22 protein-coding genes are annotated in these 22,561 nt (G+C 63.6%); 4 read left to right on the top strand and 18 right to left on the bottom strand.

Going from position 1 to position 22,561, the window contains the following annotated elements:
• Positions 1 to 136: 136 nt before the first annotated feature.
• The 11 genes from J0H39_18045 to J0H39_17995 form a co-directional block, all read right to left on the bottom strand.
• Complete coding sequence (locus J0H39_18045) at positions 137 to 904, bottom strand: inositol monophosphatase (GenBank protein ID MBN9498658.1); 768 nt, start codon at positions 902 to 904, stop codon at positions 137 to 139.
• Positions 905 to 908: 4 nt separating this feature from the next.
• On the bottom strand, positions 909 to 1,730 hold the full coding sequence (locus J0H39_18040) for a carbohydrate ABC transporter permease (protein ID MBN9498657.1): 822 nt from the start codon (positions 1,728 to 1,730) through the stop codon (positions 909 to 911).
• Complete coding sequence (locus J0H39_18035; GenBank protein ID MBN9498656.1) at positions 1,727 to 2,602, bottom strand: sugar ABC transporter permease; 876 nt, start codon at positions 2,600 to 2,602, stop codon at positions 1,727 to 1,729. Before J0H39_18035 ends, J0H39_18040 begins: the two co-directional genes overlap by 4 nt.
• A 35-nt stretch (positions 2,603 to 2,637) precedes the next feature.
• Positions 2,638 to 3,924, bottom strand: a complete 1,287-nt coding sequence (locus J0H39_18030) for an ABC transporter substrate-binding protein (GenBank protein MBN9498655.1) — start codon at positions 3,922 to 3,924, stop codon at positions 2,638 to 2,640.
• Between the two features lie 58 nt (positions 3,925 to 3,982).
• On the bottom strand, positions 3,983 to 5,005 hold the full coding sequence (locus J0H39_18025) for an ABC transporter ATP-binding protein (protein ID MBN9498654.1): 1,023 nt from the start codon (positions 5,003 to 5,005) through the stop codon (positions 3,983 to 3,985).
• Positions 5,006 to 5,030: 25 nt separating this feature from the next.
• Positions 5,031 to 5,768: a DeoR/GlpR transcriptional regulator gene (locus J0H39_18020; protein ID MBN9498653.1), complete on the bottom strand. Its 738-nt coding sequence runs from the start codon at positions 5,766 to 5,768 to the stop codon at positions 5,031 to 5,033.
• Between the two features lie 250 nt (positions 5,769 to 6,018).
• Entirely contained in the window at positions 6,019 to 7,089 is a 1,071-nt protein-coding gene (locus J0H39_18015) for an ABC transporter ATP-binding protein (protein MBN9498652.1), read from the bottom strand.
• 5 nt (positions 7,090 to 7,094) lie between these two features.
• Entirely contained in the window at positions 7,095 to 7,916 is an 822-nt protein-coding gene (locus J0H39_18010) for a carbohydrate ABC transporter permease (GenBank protein MBN9498651.1), read from the bottom strand.
• 4 nt (positions 7,917 to 7,920) lie between these two features.
• Complete coding sequence (locus J0H39_18005) at positions 7,921 to 8,835, bottom strand: sugar ABC transporter permease (GenBank protein MBN9498650.1); 915 nt, start codon at positions 8,833 to 8,835, stop codon at positions 7,921 to 7,923.
• Positions 8,832 to 10,136, bottom strand: coding sequence for an extracellular solute-binding protein (locus tag J0H39_18000; GenBank protein MBN9498649.1), 1,305 nt, complete (start codon positions 10,134 to 10,136; stop codon positions 8,832 to 8,834). The genes J0H39_18005 and J0H39_18000 overlap by 4 nt, the downstream gene beginning before the upstream one ends.
• 43 nt (positions 10,137 to 10,179) lie before the next feature.
• A complete protein-coding gene (locus J0H39_17995; protein ID MBN9498648.1) occupies positions 10,180 to 10,890 on the bottom strand; it encodes a FadR family transcriptional regulator in 711 nt (236 codons plus the stop codon).
• Between the two features lie 68 nt (positions 10,891 to 10,958).
• On the opposite strand from J0H39_17995, the gene J0H39_17990 reads away from it, so the two are divergent.
• Genes J0H39_17990 through J0H39_17980 form a run of 3 tightly spaced genes read left to right on the top strand, consistent with a single transcriptional unit; the run spans position 10,959 to position 14,642 of the window.
• On the top strand, positions 10,959 to 12,152 hold the full coding sequence (locus J0H39_17990) for a mandelate racemase (protein ID MBN9498647.1): 1,194 nt from the start codon (positions 10,959 to 10,961) through the stop codon (positions 12,150 to 12,152).
• Between the two features lie 14 nt (positions 12,153 to 12,166).
• Complete coding sequence (locus J0H39_17985) at positions 12,167 to 13,867, top strand: GMC family oxidoreductase N-terminal domain-containing protein (protein ID MBN9498646.1); 1,701 nt, start codon at positions 12,167 to 12,169, stop codon at positions 13,865 to 13,867.
• Between the two features lie 28 nt (positions 13,868 to 13,895).
• The gene (locus J0H39_17980) at positions 13,896 to 14,642 is read left to right on the top strand and encodes an SDR family oxidoreductase (protein MBN9498645.1); all 747 of its coding nucleotides are present in this window, start codon (positions 13,896 to 13,898) and stop codon (positions 14,640 to 14,642) included.
• An 81-nt stretch (positions 14,643 to 14,723) separates the two neighbouring features.
• On the opposite strand, the gene J0H39_17975 is transcribed toward J0H39_17980, so the two are convergent.
• The 6 genes from J0H39_17975 to J0H39_17950 all read right to left on the bottom strand — a co-directional run bounded on the left by J0H39_17975 (position 14,724) and on the right by J0H39_17950 (position 20,759).
• Complete coding sequence (locus J0H39_17975; GenBank protein ID MBN9498644.1) at positions 14,724 to 15,998, bottom strand: TRAP transporter large permease; 1,275 nt, start codon at positions 15,996 to 15,998, stop codon at positions 14,724 to 14,726.
• Positions 15,995 to 16,492, bottom strand: coding sequence for a TRAP transporter small permease (locus J0H39_17970; GenBank protein MBN9498643.1), 498 nt, complete (start codon positions 16,490 to 16,492; stop codon positions 15,995 to 15,997). The genes J0H39_17975 and J0H39_17970 overlap by 4 nt, the downstream gene beginning before the upstream one ends.
• Before the next feature lie 72 nt (positions 16,493 to 16,564).
• On the bottom strand, positions 16,565 to 17,551 hold the full coding sequence (locus J0H39_17965; protein MBN9498642.1) for a C4-dicarboxylate TRAP transporter substrate-binding protein: 987 nt from the start codon (positions 17,549 to 17,551) through the stop codon (positions 16,565 to 16,567).
• 63 nt (positions 17,552 to 17,614) lie between these two features.
• A complete protein-coding gene (locus J0H39_17960; GenBank protein ID MBN9498641.1) occupies positions 17,615 to 18,799 on the bottom strand; it encodes an extracellular solute-binding protein in 1,185 nt (394 codons plus the stop codon).
• The gene (locus J0H39_17955) at positions 18,796 to 19,554 is read right to left on the bottom strand and encodes an enoyl-CoA hydratase/isomerase family protein (GenBank protein MBN9498640.1); all 759 of its coding nucleotides are present in this window, start codon (positions 19,552 to 19,554) and stop codon (positions 18,796 to 18,798) included. The genes J0H39_17960 and J0H39_17955 overlap by 4 nt, the downstream gene beginning before the upstream one ends.
• Entirely contained in the window at positions 19,551 to 20,759 is a 1,209-nt protein-coding gene (locus J0H39_17950) for a CoA transferase (protein ID MBN9498639.1), read from the bottom strand. The genes J0H39_17955 and J0H39_17950 overlap by 4 nt, the downstream gene beginning before the upstream one ends.
• Positions 20,760 to 20,935: 176 nt before the next feature.
• Between J0H39_17950 and J0H39_17945 the strand changes: the two genes are divergently transcribed.
• Entirely contained in the window at positions 20,936 to 21,670 is a 735-nt protein-coding gene (locus J0H39_17945; GenBank protein MBN9498638.1) for a GntR family transcriptional regulator, read from the top strand.
• Between the two features lie 235 nt (positions 21,671 to 21,905).
• Here J0H39_17945 and J0H39_17940 read toward each other — a convergent pair whose 3' ends face one another.
• Complete coding sequence (locus J0H39_17940) at positions 21,906 to 22,559, bottom strand: aldolase (GenBank protein ID MBN9498637.1); 654 nt, start codon at positions 22,557 to 22,559, stop codon at positions 21,906 to 21,908.
• Between the last annotated feature and the right edge of the window lie 2 nt (positions 22,560 to 22,561).

Raw genomic sequence — 22,561 nt, 5'->3', positions numbered from 1 at the left:
GGCCGACCAACATCGAAGCCCGAAGCTGGTTTCCCAGGGCGGGCTTCTTTCTTGGTCGGCGCGGCGGGATTCGAATCCTGAGCGGAATCGTAACTATCGAGCCTGCGTGTCGCTTTAAAGCTTCACAAAACCCGAGTTACCACCGGCGCGCCAGCGGCGCGAATATCTCAAGAAACGCCGGCCTACCGCAGACAAAGCGCAGCTTGTCGTCGAGGGCGATCGCATTCCAATCGAGCGTCGTTTCGACGCCCAGCTCGGCCAGGATCGGTACCATCGCCATCAAATCCCAGGTCGAGATACCGAGACCGAGATAGCCATCGACAGCGCCGGTCGCCACGTCGATCAAACCGGTGACGGCGGAGCCGGTGTTGCGGAAGGTCATCCGCGCATCATCGAGGATGAAGCGCAGCGCTTCGGTCTGTTCCTCCGTTGGGATCGACGGATGGAAGCCGATACTGCACGCCGCCTTCGTGCGATCGAGGTCAGCGCGCTTGGGAAGTGCCTTGCCGTTCAACCGCACGCCCTGCCCCGACCCGCCGATCATCAGTTGATCGCGCTTGGGAACGTAAACCACGCCGAAACTTGGACGCGTGCCGTCACGCAAGCCGATCGACACCGCCCAATGATCGCTGCCGCGCAGAAAATTGAACGTGCCGTCGATCGGATCGACGATCCAGGCGCGCCCCGTTCGCGACTTCTCGGCCACGCCCTCCTCGCCGAAAATCCCGTCGCCGGGAAAAGCCGCGCGCAGGCGTTCGCCGATCAGCTTCTCGACCGCGCGATCGGCTTCCGACACGAGATCGAGATGCCCCTTTGATTCGACCGTCAGTGCCGATAGGCGATCGAAATACTCGGCGGCCAAAGCGCCCGCTTCGCGGATGATGGGTTCGAGAGCGTCGTACATGGATCTAACGAATACCGGCGCGCATGAAACTTTGCACGAATTGACGCTGGAACAGAAGGAAGGCGACGAGCAACGGCGAGACCGACAGGATCGTCGCGGCGGTGATCAAGCTCCAATCGACACCTTGCTCGATCGTCGCGAAAATTTGCAAGCCCACGGTGATGGGGCGCGTATCGACCGAGTTCGTCACGACCAACGGCCACAGGAAATTGTTCCAATGATAGCTGACGGTGACGAGGCCATAAGCGATGTAGATGGGCTTGGCCACCGGCACGAAAACGCGCAGCAGCACTTGGAACATATTGGCCCCTTCCAGGCGGGCCGCTTCCTCCAGCTCCTTCGGAATGCTTTTGAAAGTCTGCCGGAACAGGAAGATTCCGAAGGCGGAGGCGAGATAGGGCAAGCCCATCGCCAGCACCGTGTCGAGCAGGCCAAGCCGGGCGACGGTCTTGTAATTCTCGACCAGCAGCGCCTCGGGCATGATCATCAATTGCAGCAGCACGAACATGAACAACACGTCCGAGCCTTTGAACGGGAAGCAGACGAAGGCATAGGCTGCCAGCGTGCAGATCACGAATTGGCAGCACAGGATCAGCGTCACCAGCAGGAATGTGTTGAGGAAATAGCGCGGAAATGGGGCCGCATGCCAAACGCGCGCGAAATTCTCCAGCGTCCACGGCGCCAACAAGTCGAAGCGTACCGCGTAGGACGCCGGATGGAAGGCGGTCCAAAACGCGTAAAGCAGCGGCGACACCCAAAGCAGCGCCAGGATCCAGCCGCCGAACGCGACGATCGATTCGGCGGGCGAAGTACGGCTTTCGATCATCGGTAATGCACCCGCTTGTCGGCGTAGCCGAACTGGAACAGCGCGATTGCGGCAAGGATGGCGAGCAACACCACGGTCAATGCGGCGGCATAGGCCGTGTCCCAGAACGCGAAGCCGTTCTGATAGATATAGAACAGCAGCAGCGTCGTCGCGTTATCGGGTCCGCCTTTGGTCATCGCCACGACGTGATCGACCAAGCGGAACGCGCCGATTACCGCGTTGATCGAAATGAACAGCGTGGTCGGCATCAGCAGCGGGATTTGCACGCGCCACAATGTTTGCCAGAACCCCGCCCCTTCGAGACGCGAGGCCTCGATCAGCGTGGGCGAGATTTGCTGCAAGCCGGCGAGATAGAAGATCATGAAGAAGCCGGCCTCCTTCCACACCGTGATCGCGATCACGGCGGGCAAGGCGGTTTCGACCGAGCCAAGAATATTGTTGCCGCCCATGCCGAACAGGCCGAGAAATTTGTCGATCAAGCCATAGTCGGGCGCGTAGAAGAACAGCCAGATATTGGCGACCGCGACCATCGGCAGCACGGTCGGCGTGAAGAACGCCATCCGCATCAGCCCCTTGCCGCGCAGATTGGCGCTGACCAGCAGCGCCATCGCCAAAGCAAGCGCGATCGAAAACGGAATCGTCGTCAGCGCGTAGATCAGATTGTTGGTCATCGCCTTCCAGAAGATCGGATCGGCGATCATCGTCTCGTAATTCTCGAGCCCCACGAACACCGAGGGCCGGCGGCCGCGCGGCGTGCTGTAGAAACTGTTGAGGATCGTGGTGAAGATCGGCTGGTAGGTGAACACCCACAACAGGACCGTCGCCGGCAGCAACAGCAACGCGCTGTAGAGCATCGTGCGATGGCCCGTCATGGACATGTTCACCCTATTCCCAGCCGAGCTTTGGCTTAGCGACGATACGGCCGCAGGATGCGGTCGATCGCGGTTTGCGCTTCCGTCAACGCCTGACGCGGCGTCTTGCTGCCGGTCAACGCGGCCGACAGCGCGTCGTTGAGGATCTTGGTCGTGCGCGCGTTCTCATAGGTCGAGAATTCGGGCACCGAATCCGGAATCTGGTTCTTGGCGACCAGCGCGTCCGGCATCTTCGCCGTGTAGTCCTTCAGCACGGGCACGTTCCAAGCGCCGTCGCGCGGCGCCACATAGCCGGTCTGGATCGCCCAATCGGCTTGCAACTCGTCGCTCGTCAGGAACTTCACGAGCTTGAACGCGGCGTCCTTCTGGTCCTGCGGCGCTTTCTTGAAGATGTAGAAATTGCCGCCGCCGAGCACCGAGGCGGGCTTGGGATTGCCCGGATAGGGCGCGAGACCGAACTTGAACGACGCGTTGCGCGCGATGTTGGTCAGGTTGCCGGTGGTCGTCCAGATCATCGCGATGCGCTGTTCCAGGAAGTCCTGCGGCGTCGTGCCCCATTCCTGAATGCCCGGCGGGTGCACGCCTTCCTTGGTGCTGAGATCGACCCAGAACTGCAGCGCGTCGACGACCTTCTGATCGGTGAGATACGTTTCCGTACCTTCGTCGTTCATCAGGCGCCCGCCATTCTGCGCGACCAGCGCGCCGAACAGCCATTGCGACGAGCCGATATTGCCGGGAATACCGACACCCCAGCGCGTGACCTTGCCCGACGCGTCCTTCTGCGTCACGGCCTTGCCCATCGCGACCATTTCGGCCCAGGTCTTCGGCGGCTTGTTGGGATCGAGCCCGGCCGACGCGAAGGCGTCCTTGTTGTAGTAGAGCACGGCGGTCGAGCGCTGGAACGGGATCGACCACAACTTGCCGCCGACCTGCGCGCTTTTCAGATAAGCGGGCATGAACCCGGCGAGCCACGCCTTGTCGGCGTCGTTCTTGACGAATTCGCCAACCGGCTCGACCACGTCTTCGTCGATCAGGGTGAAAATGTCGGTCGCGAGCAACACGGCAACGGCCGGCGGTGCGCCGCTTTTCGCCGCGGTCAGCGCCTTGGTCGTCGTGTCGGTGTAGTTGCCCGAATAGACGGCGTTGACCTCGATATCCGGGTTCGCTTCCTTGAACTTGGCGATATAGCCGTCGACGACCTTGGTCAGCGGGCCGCCGACCTGGATCGGATAGTAAAAATCGAGCGTCGTCTTGGCGGCTGCCGGCATCGCGGCCAGCGCGCCCAGCATCGCGGCACCCAGCAGTGCCGTTCTGCGTTTCATGGGGGTCGGGTTCATCGGTTCCTCCTTCGGTTGGTTTTGTCGTTGGCGTCGTGAAAAATCAGGCGCTTTTGCGCAAACCGCTTTGCGCGTCGAAGGCGTGTTCGTTCGCGGCGGACCACGCCAAGCGCACGCGCGCGCCGGTGCCGAGACCCGGGCGGCCGGGCACGCGGACCATCAATTTCTGCTCGCCGATCCGGCAGGCGACGACAGTGTCGGCGCCGAAATACTCGCTGCCCGCCACGACGGCTTCCTGTCCCTCGCCCGCGAATTCGATATGTTCGGGCCGCACGCCCAGAACCAAATCGCCGGACGCGGCGGCGGCCACCGCCAAGCGCCCGTCTTTGGGCGCCGCCGCGACGAGATTCATCGGCGGCGTGCCGATGAAACCCGCCACGAAGGTCGAGGCCGGGTTCTCGTACAACTCGGCCGGCGTGCCGCATTGCTCGACCTTGCCGCTTTTCATCAGGATGACGCGGTCGGCCATGCTCATCGCTTCGGTCTGGTCGTGCGTCACGAACACCATCGTGATGCCCAAACGCTGCTGCAATGTGCGGATCTCGTTGCGCATCTCTGCGCGTAATTTTGCGTCGAGATTGGACAAGGGTTCGTCCAGCAAGCAGACGGGCGCTTCCGAGATGAGCGCACGGCCCAGCGCCACGCGCTGCTGCTGGCCGCCGGATAATTGGCTGGGCTTGCGGCCGAGCAACGCCGTCACGCCCAGCAACGAAGCCGTCTTTTCCAACCGCCGCTCGCGCTCCGCGCGCGACACGCCGCGCACCGACAAGCCGAAGGTGATATTGTCCGCGACGTTCAAATGCGGGAACAGCGCGTAGGATTGGAACACCAGCGCCAGATTGCGCTTGGCCGCCGCGACCTGCGTCACGTCGCGATCGTCGATGAAAATCTGACCCGACGTCGCTTGATCGAGCCCCGCGATCAAGCGCAGCGTCGTCGATTTGCCGCAGCCGCTGGGGCCCAGCAGCGCCACGAACTCGCCGTCATTCGTTTCGAAATCGATATCGTCGACGGCGCGAAAATCGCCCCACGCCTTCACCAGATTTCGCACGCGGATACGCGCCACGTTTCCCCCTTCATGTCCTCGCCGGTCAGGCGAAGACGAATTTCCGCTTGATGTCGTCGGGCAATTCTTCGGCCGCTTGCGCCGTGCCCGTATCGGTGACGATGTAGTCGACCTCCGACAGCGGCGCGATCACGCACAACGCCGTGCGGTCGAATTTGGAATTGTCGGCGACGACGATCACGGTCTGGGCGATGTCGATCATCGCCTGCTGCACGGAACCGACTTGCGGCAGCAGCGTGCACAGCAGCGAGCGGTTGAGATCGACCGACGACACGCTGAGGATCGCCTTGTCCACGTTGAAGCGGCGGACCATGTCGCAGGCCATCGACCCGCCGGTCGAATGGTTGATGTCGACATATTCGCCGCCGATGAAATGGACGTTGCGCGCCCCGCCCGCGACGAGCGTCGCCAGAACGTCGGTGCCGTTGGTGACGAAGGTCAACGATTGGTTGGACGCGAGTTCGCGCGCGACGGCGAGCGAAGTGGTGCCGCTGTCGATCACCACCGCGTCGCCTTCGACGATCAGTTCCGCCGCCGCCTTGGCGATGCGTTGCTTCTCGGCGGCGTAGGACGTTTCGCGCACGGCCGCAACGGCATCGCGCGTCACCTGATTGATGACCGTCGCCCCGCCATGGGTGCGCTTCAGCAAACCGCGATTTTCAAGCTCGCTAAGATCGCGCCGGATCGTCGCGATCGACACGCCCAGATGCTCGCGCAGGAGCTGGATGTCGGTGAACAGATTGGAGCGCAATAGATCGAGCAAGCGTGCCTGACGCTGCGGTGCCGATCGATATCGCTCAATATCTACGCGTTCCTCGCCCATATCCCGCTCTTTTTGACGATTTTGACTGTTATCACTCACAGTATGAGTGAATACGATCATCGTCAAGTGCGGAAATTGGACCGGCGCGAAGCGAGCACACCGATCGATTGAACCACTTGTTCGCGTTCGATTTTCGTCGCGCGCGCGGCCGTCGTCGGAGTTCGACGGTCGCCCGCGCCGGCGCCGGCGCTTACGTCAATGCGATTCCCGTGTCGGCGGCGAACCAGCGCACGCGATCGGGCGACGAAGGCGCCAAACCGACCGCTTCGCGCGCGGCGAAGGGCATGCCGAGCGGTACGAACGCCGCAACGACGACGGTCCCGACATCGACACGCAGCAGCGTGCGCGAGCCGAGGAACTCGACCGTGCGGATGACGCCCTTGATCGGCGCATTGGCGGGATCGACGGCGACGAGATCTTCCGGTCGCACGCCGGCGACCGCGTCGCGGCCCTCGCCTAAATGCGTGGGCATCGCCACGCCGTCGGCGCGCAGCGCGCCGCCGGCGATCTTGCCTTCGAACATATTCATTCCCGGCTCGCCCAGGAAGCGCGCGACGAAGACGTTCGCCGGCCGGTCGTAAAGATCGCGCGGGCTGCCGAGCTGTTCGACCTTCCCGCCCGACATGACCACGATCGTGTCGGACAGCGTCATTGCTTCGCCCTGGTCATGCGTCACATAGATCATCGTGGCGCCGAGGCGTTGATGGATGTCCTTCAACTCCGACCGCATCTGCACGCGCAATTGCTGATCGAGATTCGATAGCGGCTCGTCGAGCAGATAGACGGTCGGCGTGCGCACCATCGCGCGGCCCAGCGCCACGCGTTGGCGTTGACCGCCGGAGATTTCGCGCGGCAGTCGCTCGAGCAATGGATCGAGCCCGAGCGCCGACGCCACTTGGCGCACGCGCTCGCGCAATTCGGGCTCGGCCGTGCGCCGCCGGCGCGCCCGCAGCGGAAAGGCGATGTTCTCGAACACCGACAGATGCGGATAAAGCGCGTAGGATTGGAAAACCATCGCGATATCGCGTTCCGACGGCGGCAAATGCGTGACATCCCGCCCGCCGATCAGAATACGCCCCTCGCTGGGGCGTTCGAGGCCCGCGATCATGTTGAGCGTCGTGCTTTTGCCGCACCCCGACGGGCCCAGCAACGTGACGAACTGCCCCGGCTTCACATCGATATCGACGCGTTCCACCGCCGTCACAGCGCCGAAGCGCTTCGCAACCCCGTCGAAGACGACCGATTGTGCCGCTTGCACCATAACGCCTAGCCCTTTACCGAACCTTCGGAGAAGCCGCCGATCAGATAGCGGCGGAACGCGAGAAACAGAACGACCGGCGGGATCGTCGCGATGACGGCCCCAGCCATCAACGCGCCCCAATCGCGGCCGTGGAAACCTTGGAAGAAGATCAACGCCACCGGCAGCGTGCGCAGCTCCGGCGAGTCGATCATCGTGGTCGAGGTGATGTAATCATTCCAAGCGTAGAGGAAGCCGAACGCCGCCGCCGCGATCAAGGCGGGCTTGGCGCCCGGCAATACGACACGCCAGACGGCTTCGAACCGCGTATAGCCGTCGACCGCCGCCGCGTGTTCGAGCTCGATCGGCACGGACGCGAAATGCGCGCGCGTCATCCACACCGCGAAGGGGATGACATGCGCCGCGTAAAGGATCGGCAGTGCCGCCGGCGTGTTGAACAGGCCGAGTTCGACGAACAGAATCTGCGTGGGCAGCAGCAGCGCGTAGCTGGGAATCGCCATCGCCGCCATGAACAGATGCAGCAGCGCATTCTTGGCGCGGAATTCGAAGCGCACGAAGGCATAGCCCGCCAGCGTGCCCAAGGCGACGGCGGAGGAAACCGCGATGATCGAATAGATCGCGCTGTTGACGAAGCTCCAATGCACGCCTTCGGCGATCAGTCGCGCGTAATGTTCCAACGTCGCCGACGATGGGATCAACTTCGGCGGCACGGCGAAGATTTCGTTGTTGCGCTTGATCGAGGTCGAAACCGCCCAGACGATCGGCCCGACGGCGATAATCGCGGCGGCAAGCGCCAAGATCGCCGCAAGAACGCGGGTGACGTAACGCATCGCCCTATTTCCTCCCGCCGCCGAGCAAGCGGACGTAACCGACGATCAGAAACAGATTGATCAGAAACATCACGATCGCGATCGCGTTGCCCTTGCCTTGGTTGAGTTCGACGAAGCCGACCTCGAATAATTGGTAGCCGAGCGTCGTGGTCGAATGGATCGGCCCGCCGGCGGTCAGACCGATGATGATCTGCACCTCGTTGAAATAGCTGATCGTCAACACCGACAGCACGATCAGCAACGAAGGGGCGAGCAGCGGAAAAGTGATGCGCCGGAAACGTTCGATCGCCGTCAAGCCGTCGACCGACGCGGCGCGATAGAGATCAGCGGGAATCTGCCCTAGACCGGCCGTCAATATGATCGCGGCGAAGGCGAAGGTTCGCCACACGCCCACGGCGATCACCGTCGGCATCGCGAAATCGGGATGCGACAGCAGATTGATCGGCTCGATCCCGAAATGCGCGAGGATGCTGGCGAGCAACCCGCCGGGCGACGGCAGCAGGATCCATTTCCACAGCAGCGCCACGACGATCGGGCTCATCGCCCAGGGCACGAGCAGCACGGTCAGCAACAGGCGCCCCCAGGCGCCGAGCTTGCGAATCCCCATCGCGGCGAGGGTCGCGAGCGGAACGGCGAGCGCCAGCGAGCCGAAAGTGAAGACCAGCGAGCGGCGGATCGCGGCCCAAGTCGCGGGATCGGCGAACAGCTCGGCGTAGTTGCGCCAGCCGATGAAACCGTCGTCGCCGAAAAAGAAGATCGCGCGCAGGCTCGAATAGAATCCGAAAAACGCGGGCAGCACGTTGACGGCGACGACGACGCCCAAGGCCGGCACGACGAGCGCCAGCCCTGCACGCCGCGCCGCGGCGGCGGGGTCGCTTTCCCCCGCCGCCGGACGTTGCCGTGTCGTTTGGGCGTTCACCACCCCAGCGTCGCTTTCGCTTCGGTCAGGATCGTGCGCGAGGGCGCATCCGTGCCGATCAGCTTCTGCAACGCGATGTTCAGCGTGGTGAAGATGCGCGTGATGTCCGAAATGCGCTGCGGGAAGGTGAAGGCGCCCTGCCCCGCCAGCAGCTTCTGGAACTCGTTCGACACCGCGGCTTCCGGCCGCTGGAAGAACGGATCAGCCAGGACCGAGCGGCGATCGGGCACAAGGCCCGCATCGCGCGCCCAACGCAGCGACGCTTCACGCGAATACAGCGCTTCGAGGAAAGCCACCGCCGTCGCCTTGTTCTGCGATTGCGGCGACAGGCCGACGGTCCAATACGGCCCAAGCAGCACGGCCGGCGGACGCCCGCCGAAGGACGGCCAGGCGGAAACCGCCAATTCCTTGCCGTCATAGCCCGCCGCGATCTGCTGGAATTGCTGGAAGCGCGGGGCGAAGGCCTGCGCCATCGCGAAACGTCCGGCGGCGAACTGGTCCTGAATGTCATCGCCCATCGCGTTGAGCAGCGTATTCGACACCGCCTTGCGCGACACGAGCTGGCGGACGACTTCCGCCGTTTCCAGCGCCTGCGTGCCGGTCAGGTCGATGCGCCCCGTCGCCTCGTCGAAAATGCCGGAGCCGAAACCGGTCATGATGTTGAGGAAGGCGGATACGCTGTTATCCGATGTCGGCAGGCCGAAGCCGAAGCGCGGACCCTTGGTCAGGCTCGCCGCGGCGTCGATGAATTTCGGCCATTCCAGCGGCGGCGCGGACAGGCCGATCTCGCGCAACGCGTCGCGGCGATAGAATACGATCTGCGCGGGCGACGGCCACAACGGCAGCGACACGCGCTTGCCCGCGAACATCGATTTGCGCGCGAACGCCTCGAACAGGTCGGGAATGGCGTCGCGGCGGAACTCCGGCGTCAATTCCTCGTCGAGATTGGCGAGCGCGTTGCGATCGACCACGAGGCTGAGGAACGTGTCGCGCATCCAGATGAGGTCCGGCGCACGGCGCTGCGCGATCGCGGCGACGTAGCGCGTCTCCAATTCCTGGAACGGTTGCGATTCGACGACCACGGTCGTGCCGGGGTGCTTCGCCTGGAAATCGTCGATGATCGATTTCAACACCTTCTCGCGCGGCGAGGAACCCGCCGCGCTCATGAAGGTCCAAACGCGAATTTGGCCCGACGGCGTCTGGCCCAACGCCGTGCGGTTCACGAACGGCGCCGCCAATCCCAGGCCGGCGGCCCCGGCCAGTGCGTGCCGGCGCGTCAATCCCGTCTTCTTCTCGATCATCGCATTTCCTCCGGTTTTTTTGTTTCGCTCGATGCGCGATCGATCAAGGACCGATCGCGCTCAACAATCGCGCCCGCCCGTTCAGCAGGTGCCGGCGGACCGCCGATCGCGCGCGTTCCGCGTTATGCGCGGCGATCGCGTCGACGATTTCGCCATGTTCGCTGGCGATGATTTCGCGCCGCTCGGCGGGCGACATCACGCGTTTGACTTGGCCCATACGGGCCCATTCGATGACGTGATTGGCCAAAGCCGCGATCGCGTCTTCGAGCTTGCGATTGCGCGACGCCGTGGCGATCGCGCGATGGAAAGCCGCGTCCTCGCGGCTTGCCGCGCCCGCCGACAGCCGCTCCATCAACAATTCCTGCGCGGCGCGCATGCGCGCGACGTCTTCGTCGGTCGCGCGTTCCGCCGCCAGCGACGCGACTTCGCTTTCCAGCGCCAGACGGAATTCGTGCCATTCGATGAGTTCGGGCACCGAGGTGATCGTCGATAGCCGCACGAGTTCGGCCGGCCGGCCTTCGGTCAAGAACGAGCCCGAGCCGCGCCGCGATTGCACGCGACCTTCGGCGCGCAGCCGCGCCAAAGCCTCGCGCACACTCGCGCGCGATAGCCCAAGCTGCGCTTCGAGCTCCGCTTCCGACGGCAAGCGATCGCCGGCGGCAATCTGTCCGCTTTCGATGAATTCGAGCACATGCCGATACGCCTGCTCGGCGCGGCTGAATTGATCGCGGGTTGCCGTTGACATCGACTTCATAGTCAGACTACTATCAAGTTGTCTGACAGATTGTCAAGACGGAAAATCAAACGAGGGACGCGAACGACATGGCCGCAACGACGACCGCACATGGCGATCAAATCGACCAGGTCGAACTTCACGAATTCAAATATACAATCGATAACATTGGAACGGATGTCAGCGGCAATCGCGCCGTGGCGCTCGGCGCCAAGACCGAGTTCAAGGCCTTCGCCCTCGTCATCAGCACCAAGAACGGTGCACGCGGCGAATATGTCAGCGTCCATAGCGGCAAAAGCGGCGTACTTGTCAGTCAGGTTCGTGGACTCGTTCCGTTGATCCTGGGCGCCGATCCGGAAGCGCGCGAAGCCATCTTCAACAAGCTGAAGCGGGCGCATCGCCATTTCATGGCCGTGGGCCATTCGGCGATCGATATCGCGCTGTGGGATTTGGCCGGCAAAGTCGCCAAGCGCCCGGTCTGGCGCCTGCTCGGCGGCTATCGCGACCGCCTGCCCGTCTATGCCAGCACGCTGAACGGCGGGCGCCAGGGCATTCTCGACAGCAAGGAAGCCTATGCCGATTACGCGCGCCATTGCGCCGAACTCGGCTTCAAGGGCTTCAAGATTCACGGCTGGGGCGAAGGCGACCGCAAGGAAGAAGCCGGCGTGATCCTGCATGTCGCCGAGAAGCTCGGCGGCCGGATGGAGCTGATGTACGACGCGGCGAGCGAGTTGCACACCTTCGCCGACGCCATCTATGTCGGCAAAGCCTGCGACGAGGCGAAGTATTATTGGTACGAAGATCCGTTCATGGATGCGGGCTGGTCGCCGCACGCCGCGCGTCAGTTGAAGGAACACGTCAAAACGCCGCTGCTGCTGACCGAGCATGTGCGCGGCTTGGAAACGAAAGTGCCGTGGCTCGTTTCCGGCGCCACCGATTTCGTGCGCACCGATCCCGATTACGACATGGGCATCACCGGTGCGATGAAGACGGCGCATCTGGCCGAAGCTTTCGGTCTCGATTGCGAAGTCCACGCCGCCGGTCCCGCGCAACGCCACTGCATGGCCGCGATGCGCAATACCAATTGGTACGAGCTGTCGCTCGTCGCCCCCGGCGTGCGCAATCCCGTGCCGCCGGTCTTCGGCTCGGGCTATAGCGACGAACTGGAAGCGATCGAAGCGGACGGATGTTTCGGCGTGCCCGAAGGCCCCGGCCTCGGCGTCGAATACGATTGGGACTACATCGAAAAGAACCGCGTTTCGTTGCAGACCTTCCGCCGCTAACCGTTATGTCGCAGATGTGGGACTACATCATTGTGGGCGGCGGCTCGGCCGGCTGCGTGCTCGCCAATCGCCTGTCCGCACGCAGCGCCAACAAGGTGCTGCTCGTCGAAGCCGGGATGGATTACGCGCCGGGCCGCGAGCCCGCCGAGATCAGGGACGTCTATCCCTATCGCGCGTCGTTCAATAAGGGCTATCAGTGGCAAGACCTGAAAGTCCGCTTCCAGCCGGTGCCGCATAACCGGCCCGAAGCCTCGCCCTTGCGCCCCTACGGCCAGGCGCGGGTCGTCGGCGGCGGGTCGAGCATCAATGGCGAACTCGCCAATCGCGGGACGCCCGATGATTACGACGAATGGGAATCGCTCGGCGCGCGCGGCTGGGGCTGGAACGGCGTTCTGCCCTATTTCCGCAAGCTGGAAAACGATCTCGATTTCCAAGGACCGCTGCACGGCGATGCGGGGCCGATCAAGATCAGCCGCGTGATGAACCGCGAATGGCCGGGCTTCACCCGCGCCGCCGCCGACGCCTTCGCTGGCGAGAATTATCGTGATATCGGCGACCAGAACGGCGTGTTCGACGACGGCTGGTTCGCCATGTCGCTGTCGACCAACCGCCATCAGCGCATTTCCGCCGCGATGGGCTATCTCGACGCCGAAGCCCGCGCGCGGCCCAATTTGGCGATCCGGTCCAACACGCGTGTGATGGGCATCGTTATGCGCGACGGTGCGGCGGTCGGGATCAAGCTTGAAGACGGCGACACGATCGACGGGCGCGAGATCATTATCTCGGCGGGCGCCTTGCAATCGCCCGCAATGCTGCTGCGCGCCGGAATCGGCGATGCAAGCGATTTGAAAGCGCTCGGCATCGACGTGATCGCCGATCGTCCCGGCGTGGGCGACAATCTGCAGGAGCACCCGTCGATCGCCATGTCGGCTTGGATCAAGCCGCATGCGCGCATGGGCGCCACCCCGCGCCGCCATGTGCAGATGGCGCTGCGTTATTCCTCCGGCATGCCGGAAATGCCGCCCAACGACATGTTCACCGTCGTTGTCGCCAAATCGGCCTGGCATCCGATCGGCGTGCGGATCGGCACGCTGTTCTCGTGGATCAACAAGCCCTATTCCAGCGGCCGCCTGAAACTGAAATCCGCCTCGCCGAAAGACTACGCCGACGTGGCGTTCGAGCTGCTATCCGATCCGCGCGACTTCGTGCGTATGCGCGATTGCGTGCGCCGGATGGCGGGTTTCTTCGCGGCCCCGTCGATGCGCGCGGCGGCGTCCGCCCCGTTCGTGGCGACCCATGGCACGCTCGCGGCCTTGGTCGGCCAAATCTCGATCCGCAATTGGCTGATGACCGGCATTCCGGCGCTCGCCATGGATATGGTCCCTGCCCTACGGCAGGTCTTCATCGAACGCATGTTGTCGCAAGACGGCCCACTCGACAACGCGTTAAAGGACGAGGAAAAGCTCGACGAGTTGGTGCGCAAGCACACGATCGGCGGCTGGCACGCGTCGGGTACGTGCAAAATGGGCGATGCGGCCGACAAGCGCGCCGTCGTCGATCCGCATTCCGCGCGCGTCTACGGCGCGCGGGGCCTGCGCGTCGTCGATGCGTCGGTCATGCCGACCGTACCGCGTGCGAATACCAACATCCCCGTCATCATGCTGGCCGAGAAAATCGCCGACGGTATTCTCGCCGCCGACGAAAGAAGCGGTTAGAACGCAAGAAACGCTCCAGGAGAGACGAATGAACAAGTATGACGTCGGCGGCAAGGTTGCGATCGTCACGGGCGGCGCGCAAGGAATCGGCGGGGCCGTGGCGAAGCTGCTCGCCGCGAACGGCGCCAAGGTCGCGCTGTGGGACCTCGATACGAAGCTCGCCGGCGAACATGCCGCCGCGATCGGCGGCGGTGCCATCGCGGTGAAGGCCGATATCTCGGATTGGGGCTCGGTCGAGGCGGCCCTTGCCGAGACCGAGAAGCAGCTCGGTGGCGTTGACATCCTCGTGAACTCGGCCGGCATCGCCGGCATGAACGCGACCGTCGCCGATTATCCGGTCGAGGAATTCGCCAAGATCGTGCAGATCAATCTACTCGGCACGTTCTACGTCAACAAGGCGGTCGTGCCGGGCATGCAGGCGCGCAAATACGGCCGCATCGTCAATATCGCGTCGATCGCGGGTAAGGAAGGCAATCCCAACGCCAGCGCCTACTCCGCATCGAAAGCGGGCGTGATCGGCCTGACGAAGTCGCTCGGCAAGGAACTCGCCGGGCTGGATATCGCGGTCAACTGCGTGACGCCCGCCGCCGCGCGCACACGCATCTTCGACCAGATGCAGCAGACGCATATCGACTACATGCTGTCGAAGATCCCGCGCGGGCGCTTCCTGGAAATCGACGAATCCGCCGAGATGATCGTGTGGCTCGTCACGAAGCAGAACAGCTTCACCACCGGCGCCGTGTTCGACCTGTCCGGCGGTCGCGCGACTTACTAATAGCGCGAACGACGCCCACAGAACGCCGAAGCCCGCCGCTGGTTTCCCAGGGCGGGCTTCTTCGTTCCAGCCGCGCGCAAATCAAAACATCAAATTCGGCAGCGCCAGACTGAACCACGGCACGAAGGTGATGATCAGCAGCGCCAGGATCAGATAACCGAAGACGAGCCAGAAATACTTCATGAACTCAGCAGACGTGCAGCCGACGATCGAGCTTGCCACGAAGATCAACGTCGCGACCGGCGGCGTCAGCGCCCCCAGCACAAGATTGAAGGTGAGGATCACGCCGAAATGGACGAGATCGACGCCCAGCGCCTTCATCACGGGCACCAGGATCGGCGTCAGAATGATCAGCAATGGCGGACCTTCCATCGCCGTGCCGAGGATCAACAGCAGGACGTTGATCAGCAACAGCAGGACGTATTTGTTGTCCGATAGCGCCAGCAGCCATGCCGACAAAGCCTGCGGCATGCGTTCCCAGGCGACCGCATAATTGAGCGCGGCGCTCGACGCCAGAATGATCATGATCAGCGCGGTCAGCAGCGCCGATTCGCGGAAGATCTCCGGCAGGTCGCGCCATCCGATCTCCTTATAGACGAACAGGCTGATGACAAGGCAGTAGACGGCGACGAACGCGCCAAGTTCCGTCGGCGTGAAGAACCCGCCGCGCAAACCCACCCACACCAGCACCGGGAACAGCAAAGCCCAGAAGCCGCGTTTGATCGCGCCGATCACGTCGCCCGCCTTCGGGCGCGGGCGCAATGGGATTTGGATGTTGTGGCGCTTCATCACCGACAAATTGGCGGCGAGCAGACATGCTGCAATCAGCAAACCCGGCAGTACGCCCGCGACGAACAACTTGCCGATCGAAACCTCGGCCGCGAGGCCGTAGAGGATCATCATAATGCTGGGCGGAATCATCGGCCCCAGCACGCCCGACACGGCCGCGACCACGGCGGCGAAACCGCGCGGATAGCCTTCCCGCACCATCTGCAGCGACACGGTCTTGGCGAGAATGGCGGTATCGGCCGTGGCCGAGCCCGAGACGGCGCTGATCAGCGTGCCGCCGACGACGCCGACTTGGGCGAGCCCCGCGCGCAGGTGGCCGACCGAGACGACGGCGACGTCGATCAAGCGGCGCGCGATTCCGCCGCGATGCATGATGCTGCCGGCGAGAATGAAGAACGGGATCGCGAGCAGCGGAAACGACACGGTTCCGCTGGCCACGCGCTGCGCGAAGATCGCCTCGGGCAAGCCGGTCGTATGGAAGTAAACGGCGGAAGGCACGAGAATCGCGAACGCGATCGGCATGCCCAGCGCGATCAAAAGGATGATGCCGGCGGCGAGCGCGATCATTCCAGATTCTCCGGCTTGGCGGCGGCGGGTTCAACGGGCTTGCGGCCGGTCGCACGATCGACGGCGTGGATCGCGGAGTGGATGCCCATCAATCCGAAGCCGACGGGGATCGCCATATAGACGAACGTGTAGGGCACGCCGAGCATGTCGATCTCGCGTTCCCACGAAGCGAAGCTGAGCTTGGTGCTGAAATACGTGACGTAAGCGCAACCCGCGACCGTGGCGATATGGAGCGCCGTTTCGAGAGGACGCTTGATCGCCTCGCCCAGCAAAAGCGTGACGCCATCAACCGCGATATTCTGCAATTTGCGTGTGGCGCCGGCGGCACCCACGAAGACCAGCCAGACGAACATGGCGGTCGCGAGTTCGCTGGACCCCGCAAAGGCAACGTTGAGGAAATAGCGGCAGGTCACGTCGACGACGACCAAGACGATCATCGCGGCCAGCAGAAAAGCCGGCGCATTGTCTTCGAACCAGCGGACGGCAGCAAACATGGATTCAAATTCCGGAAAAGCGGAAAGCGTCCGCCGCCCCTGCCGGCGCGGCGGACGCCCCCTTCGTTCAAATCAACCGGCCGCGCCCGCGATTGTGCGAACTTGGTCGATCAGACCGGCGGTCCAATCCTTATAGGATTGATACATCGGGACGACCGCCGCGGAATAGGCCGCCACGTTCGCATTCACGAAGCGCACGCCGCTGCGCTCCATCTGGGCGCGGATCTCGCCGATCTTCCCCAATCCTTGCTCGGAGTAGCGATCGCCGCCGGCGGTGAATTCCTCGACCAAGGCCGTCCGATGCGCGGCCGGCAGGCCGTCGAACACGCCCTTGTTCATCATGACGCCCAGCACCTGCTTGACGTGCCCGGTCAACGAAACGTTCGGCGCGGGTTCGTAGAGCTTCGAGGAGAAGATCGACGCCAGCGGGCCTTCGGCCGCGTCGACGACGCCCTGCTGCAACGCGCCGTAGACTTCGGCGAAATCGATCGTCACCGGCGACACGCCCAATTGCTTGAACGAGTCGATGTAAATGGGGATCGGCGCCAAACGGAACTTGACCGCACGCAGGTCGGCGACTTCCGGAAACGGCTTCTTGCCGACGATGTGCCGCTCGCCGAAGAACCAGTTGAACGACAGCATGCGGATGCCGTTGCCTTCGGCGCGCTGCAACCAGCCGCGCGCGAGATCCGACGCGAGCACGCGACGCACCTGATCATAGCTCGTGAAGACGAACGGCGCCGACAGGATGCCGACGTCGCGGCTGGTGTAGTTGGCGAAGTAACCCGAATCGACGATCGTCAGGATCGGCGCGCCGAGCTTCACCTGCTCGTGCACGTCGCGCTCGCTGCCCAGCTGCCCGCCGGGGAAAAGCTGCAACGTCAACTCGCCGTTCGTGCGTCGCGCGACGCGCTCGGCGACTTCGTTCAGGATCGTCACCTGAAGGTCGGCAGCAGCTTGCCCCGTGCCCACGCGCAGCACCGTACGCGCCTGCGAACGCGACGTCACGAAAGCCGCACCGGCCCCCGCCACCGTCGCCATGAATGCCCGTCTTTTCATCGCTTCCTCCTTTTTGTCGATGCGCGCCCGGCTTCGGGTCTCGCACGTTACGTTGGATTCGCCTCAAACCGTCGCCGCCATCCCGGCGATCGTCTTTTCCGCCAGTTCCGAAACCTGGCGCACCGTTTCGCGAACGGAAATCTCGCCCCCGGTGCACCGCACCGCGATCTTGCCCGCGGCGCGTTCGAACAAACCGAAGCCCGCGAAGCGCGGCCGCACGCCGGCGGCGCGCAATGTGGGGCCGACGGCCGCGTAGTAGCCGTTGAAACGGGCATCGAGGATCTTGTCGTCCCACGCCGCCGCGACGCCGGGCTGGCCGTGATTCATGCCGAAGATCTCGATCTGCACGCGCGGATCGATCAGATGGCGGAGATAGGCGCTCGCCGCCGCGACATTCGTCGAATGCGCGGTCAGGCCCACCGCCGCCCCGCCGATCAACGTCCCCGCGCAATAAGGTGCCTTCGTGCCGGGGAATGGCCCGAAGCCCAGGCGTCGCGTCCCGAAATCCGCCTCGCCATAGGTCGCGTAACCGTAAGTACCGGGGCAATAGGCGATATCGTCGGCCTGCGTCATCGCATCGTGCAGCCGGATCGAATTCCATTTCTCGCAATCCGGGTGCGCGTAGGGCCGCAATGCCATCAGTCGCTCGAGCGCCGCTTCGAATGCGGCGGAATCGAAGTCCAACGCGGGATTGTCGCCGCGATGCCACGGCGCGCCCGCGTTGTACATGAGACTGCCGGCGAACAGAAAACCGTGATGATCGCCGTTGGCGAGGCCGATCCAAAGGCCTTTGCGGCGCAACTCGGCCGCCAGCGCCATCACCGCGTCCCATTTCTCGGGCCACGGATAAGGCAGCAAATCGGGACGGCCGATCGCGTGCATCGTGGCGGCATCGACGGGTGCACCCCACAGCTTGCCCTTCCAGCGATAGGTGTCGAGCGACGGGCCCGCATATTGCGCGGGCGACGTGCCGTTCGGCACGACGCCGAGAATGTCGTCGAGGGGAGCGAAGATCCCCGCCTGGGCGATCGTACCGATGAACGGATGGTCGAACACGACATAGTCGAAGCCGACGACCGCATCGCGCAGCGCCTGATGCTCGAAGGCTTCCAAGCTGCGCACGTCCCATTCGACCGCGATCGACGGATTCTCCCGCGCGAATGCTGCGGCACTCGCGCGCAGCGGATCGATCGCCCGGCGATGGCCCCAAGTGAGCCCGCGCAGAACGATTCGCGCAGCCCCGGTCACTTCGGTTTCCTTTCGCCGAACAACTTGGCACCTTCCTTGTCGTTGCCCGCCGCGAAGCACAGCGCCATAAGCTCGTTTTCGATCTGCAAGCCGAGTTCGAGATTGCCGTTCATGCCCGCGCGCACGGCCGCCTTGGTCGTTTGCGTGGCAATGGGCGAGTAGCTCGCGATTTCGCACGCCAACTCGCGCGCGCGATCCAGTTCCTTGCCCGTCTCGACGACTTCCTCGACCAAACCGATGCGCAGGGCTTCCTGCGCGTCGATACGCTGGCCGGTCAGCAGCACGCGCATCGCCTGGCCGTAACCGATCAAGCGCGGCAGATATTGCGAGGTACCGCCCGCCCCGACCCAGCCGAGGCGGATTTCCGGCGCGCCGAACACGGCGTTGGCGGCGGCGATACGGATATCGGCCGCGACCGCGAGCTCGTGCCCGCCGCCCAGCGCGTAACCGTGCACGCAAGCGATCACCGGCTTGCGGATCGCGCGGATCTGCGTGACGTAATCCACGCGATTCCGCCACGCCCAGAAATCCGGATACTCCTTCAGCGTGTTGATGTCGGTGCCCGCACAGAAGGCGCGCGGACCTTCGCCGCGGAATAGGACGACATGGATATCGTCGGTCTCATTGATTTCCATCGACAGATCGCGCAGCAGGCGGAACATGTCGGGCGTGAGCGCGTTGAGCTTTTCCGGGCGGTTCAGCACCAGTTCTCCGACATTGCCGTCGCGTTCGAGATAGATCAGGCCTTTGCTCATTTCACGGCTCCCGCCGCACGCAACGCGGCGATCTCGGCTTTCGCGAATCCCAAATCGGCCAACACATCGTCGCTGTGCTCGCCCAATCGCGGCGCCGTATCCAGATCGCGCGCCTCGCCCGTATCGATCGCCGGGGCCAGCGTCTTGTAGCGCCCGCCCGCGTGATCGATTTCGGTCACGAAATTCTCGAACTGCGGATGCTTCGCGAGGTCGGCGTAGGTCTGCACCGGATTGACCCAGATGTCGCGCGGCGTCAGCAGGTCGATCAATTCCTGCGTCGTCTTCGCCGCGAAATACGGGGCGACGCGCGCCGCCACCGAATCGCGCCATTTGCGCCGCGCGTCAACATCGGCGTGCGCCGGCGCCGCCTCACCCAGTTTCACCATTTCCGGATCGTCGAAGGCTTCGGCGAGTGCCGGGAATTTCGCCTGCGCGATCGCGATGAAGCCGTCCTTCGTGCGATAGATGCCGTATGGCGGCTCCATATAGACGCTGGCGAAGGGATAGCCCGAGCGCGGCGCCATGCGGCCGGTGTTGAGATAGGTCGAAACCTCTTGGATCTGGATTTCCAGCGCCGCCGCGAGCAGCGACACCTTGAACTGTCGGCCGATGCCGGTGCGCTGCGCTTCGATATAACCGGCGAGCGCGGCTTCGCTGGCGAGATGCGAGGCGCAAGTATCGATCATGTAGATCGGCGACGGCACGGGCAGCCCGTCGCCCGAGCCGCCGTTGAAGGTGAGGCCCGAGAAGGACTGCACCAGCAAATCCTGCCCCGGGCGATCGACCATCGGACCGGTGTCGCCGTAACCGCTGATCGACACGTAGACGAGTTTCGGATTGATCTTGTGCGCGCTGGCGTAGTCGATGCCGAGCTTGGCCGCGACGCGCGGGCGGAAATTCTGGACCAGAATGTCGGAAGTCTCGATCAGTTTGCGGATCGCCGCCGCCGCTTCCGGCTTTTTCAGATCGAGGCACAGCGAACGCTTGCCGCGATTGAGCATCAGATAGGCGCTGGATTCGTTGCCGTGCCAGAAGCCGTCGATCGGCCACAGGCGCGAGAAATCGCCGGCCGGCGATTCGACCTTCACCACTTCTGCGCCCAGATCCGACAGGCGCGACGTGGCCAGCGGCCCCGCCATCGCGATCGTCAGATCGAGAACGCGCACACCCTTCAGAACCGCACTTTTCCGCTTCGCTTTGCTCATGGGCAGGTCGTCCCGCTCCCCGATTAAGGTCTCGTTGGCGAGCAATAGATCATATATGATCTATGGATTCAACATGAATTAGCCGGCGCTCCCGCGTTGCGGGTTACACTCGCCGCCGAATCAAGGATCGACGCCGCGCGATGCCCCCTGCCCGCCCGAAGAAAATCAACCCCCCGGTGCCGGATACGCCCGCGCCAGCGGCACCCGAGCCCGCTTTGCCGTTCCGGCGCAACAACCTCGTCGATCTGATTCACGAGGAATTGCGCCGGCGCATCACCGATCGCGTTTTGATCGCGGATCAGCGTCTGGTGATCGATCAATTGGCGGCGGAGTTCGGCACGAGTCTGATCCCGGTGCGCGAAGCAATGGCGCGCCTGCACGCCGAACGCCTGCTGGTGCACGAGGCGAACAAGGGCTATCGCGTCGCACCCGGCCCCGGCACGGACGAGATGCGCAATCTGTTCGAAGCGCGCGTGGTGATCGAGGTCGGCGCGCTGCGGCACGGCTTCGCGCGCATCGATCAATCGACGATCGACGAATTGCATCTCGTCAACCGATTGATCGCCAAAGGCCGCTACGGCGTGCAGTTCAAGGACTTCAAAGCGTTCATCGATTTGAACGCGCGCTTCCACGGCATCATCGTCGGGCTGACGGCGAACCCGTTCATCATCGAATCCTACGAACGCCTCGCCTATCACCAGCGCATTTCGCAAACGCTGACCGGCCAAGGCCCTTCGAATATCGACAAGATCGTCGCCGATCACGACGCGGTGGTCGCGGCGTTGCGCAAGCGCGACCGCGAAGCCGCGATGGCGGCGTTGAGCCACCATATCGAATACGGGCTGGAAGACGCGCTGGAACGCGCACGGGAAGCGGTCGCCCAGATCGCCGACAAGCGACGCGTTAAATAACCGCGTCGAGCGGTGCGGCGACTAAAGCCAAATCGACCTGACCGGGTTTTCTCGCCCCAAACCGATTGCGGGTCACTTCCACCAAAGTGTCAGTGGTCGATTCGACTGGATAACGCCGACGCCCGCCGCCGGCTTCCCAGGGCGGGATTCTGCGGCTGACCGTCCGTATTCGGGCTGAACCTTCAAGTCTGCGCTGCTCTCACGTGGTTCGGCGCGATCTGCCGCAGTCAACCGTTTAACTCGGGAACAATTCGCCGAGTTGCGCCACTTGCGCTTTGGTAAGGTAGCTGAGCGCCTTCGGGCCATTGAGCAGCAGATAGAGCTTGGCGGTCTCCTCGAGTTCCTCGACCGAATAGACCGCGTCGTCGAGCGACTTGCCCGCGACCACCGGCCCGTGATTGGCGAGCAGCACGGCGTTGTGCTTCTCGGCCAAGGCCGCGACCGCGTCGGCCAGCGAGCGTTCGCCCGGCGGATAATATGGCACGAGCGGCAGCTTGCCGATGCGCATCACGTAATAGGCGGTGATCGGCGGCAACACGTCGCTGGTATCGTCGTGGCACATGCACGACACCGCGACGCAATGCGTTGAATGCAGATGAACGATCGCTTTCGACGCCGGGCGTTTGCGATACATCGCGAGATGCAAAAACGCCTCTTTCGACGGCTTGTCGCCGCCGACATGCGTGCCGTCGTCGGCGACTTTGGAGATGCGCGTGGGATCGAGCCGCCCCAAGCAGGAATTGGTCGGCGAGATCAGGAAGCCGCCATCGATCCGCGCGCTGATATTGCCCGAACTGCCATGCGCATAGCCGCGCGCGTAAAGGGATTCGCCATGGCGCGCGATCCACTCGCGGATCGTTGATTCACTGCCGCCCGAATTCGCCGCCATCG

Source organism: Alphaproteobacteria bacterium (assembly GCA_017308135.1).
Taxonomy (GTDB): domain Bacteria; phylum Pseudomonadota; class Alphaproteobacteria; order CACIAM-22H2; family CACIAM-22H2; genus Tagaea.
This window is presented reverse-complemented; position numbering and strand designations above follow the sequence as displayed.

What these genes read in the sequence shown, in the direction of transcription:
- J0H39_17950 (MBN9498639.1), bottom strand. Translation starts at nt 20,759, where the DNA reads ATGAGCAAAGCGAAGCGGAAAAGTGCGGTTCTGAAGGGTGTGCGCGTT.
- J0H39_17995 (MBN9498648.1), bottom strand. Translation starts at nt 10,890, where the DNA reads ATGAAGTCGATGTCAACGGCAACCCGCGATCAATTCAGCCGCGCCGAG.
- J0H39_18000 (MBN9498649.1), bottom strand. Translation starts at nt 10,136, where the DNA reads ATGATCGAGAAGAAGACGGGATTGACGCGCCGGCACGCACTGGCCGGG.
- J0H39_17975 (MBN9498644.1), bottom strand. Translation starts at nt 15,998, where the DNA reads ATGATCGCGCTCGCCGCCGGCATCATCCTTTTGATCGCGCTGGGCATG.
- J0H39_17970 (MBN9498643.1), bottom strand. Translation starts at nt 16,492, where the DNA reads ATGTTTGCTGCCGTCCGCTGGTTCGAAGACAATGCGCCGGCTTTTCTG.
- J0H39_17965 (MBN9498642.1), bottom strand. Translation starts at nt 17,551, where the DNA reads ATGAAAAGACGGGCATTCATGGCGACGGTGGCGGGGGCCGGTGCGGCT.
- J0H39_17955 (MBN9498640.1), bottom strand. Translation starts at nt 19,554, where the DNA reads ATGAGCAAAGGCCTGATCTATCTCGAACGCGACGGCAATGTCGGAGAA.
- J0H39_17990 (MBN9498647.1), top strand. Translation starts at nt 10,959, where the DNA reads ATGGCCGCAACGACGACCGCACATGGCGATCAAATCGACCAGGTCGAA.
- J0H39_18030 (MBN9498655.1), bottom strand. Translation starts at nt 3,924, where the DNA reads ATGAAACGCAGAACGGCACTGCTGGGTGCCGCGATGCTGGGCGCGCTG.
- J0H39_17980 (MBN9498645.1), top strand. Translation starts at nt 13,896, where the DNA reads ATGAACAAGTATGACGTCGGCGGCAAGGTTGCGATCGTCACGGGCGGC.
- J0H39_18040 (MBN9498657.1), bottom strand. Translation starts at nt 1,730, where the DNA reads ATGATCGAAAGCCGTACTTCGCCCGCCGAATCGATCGTCGCGTTCGGC.
- J0H39_17940 (MBN9498637.1), bottom strand. Translation starts at nt 22,559, where the DNA reads ATGGCGGCGAATTCGGGCGGCAGTGAATCAACGATCCGCGAGTGGATC.
- J0H39_18010 (MBN9498651.1), bottom strand. Translation starts at nt 7,916, where the DNA reads ATGCGTTACGTCACCCGCGTTCTTGCGGCGATCTTGGCGCTTGCCGCC.
- J0H39_18015 (MBN9498652.1), bottom strand. Translation starts at nt 7,089, where the DNA reads ATGGTGCAAGCGGCACAATCGGTCGTCTTCGACGGGGTTGCGAAGCGC.
- J0H39_18045 (MBN9498658.1), bottom strand. Translation starts at nt 904, where the DNA reads ATGTACGACGCTCTCGAACCCATCATCCGCGAAGCGGGCGCTTTGGCC.
- J0H39_17985 (MBN9498646.1), top strand. Translation starts at nt 12,167, where the DNA reads ATGTGGGACTACATCATTGTGGGCGGCGGCTCGGCCGGCTGCGTGCTC.
- J0H39_18035 (MBN9498656.1), bottom strand. Translation starts at nt 2,602, where the DNA reads ATGACGGGCCATCGCACGATGCTCTACAGCGCGTTGCTGTTGCTGCCG.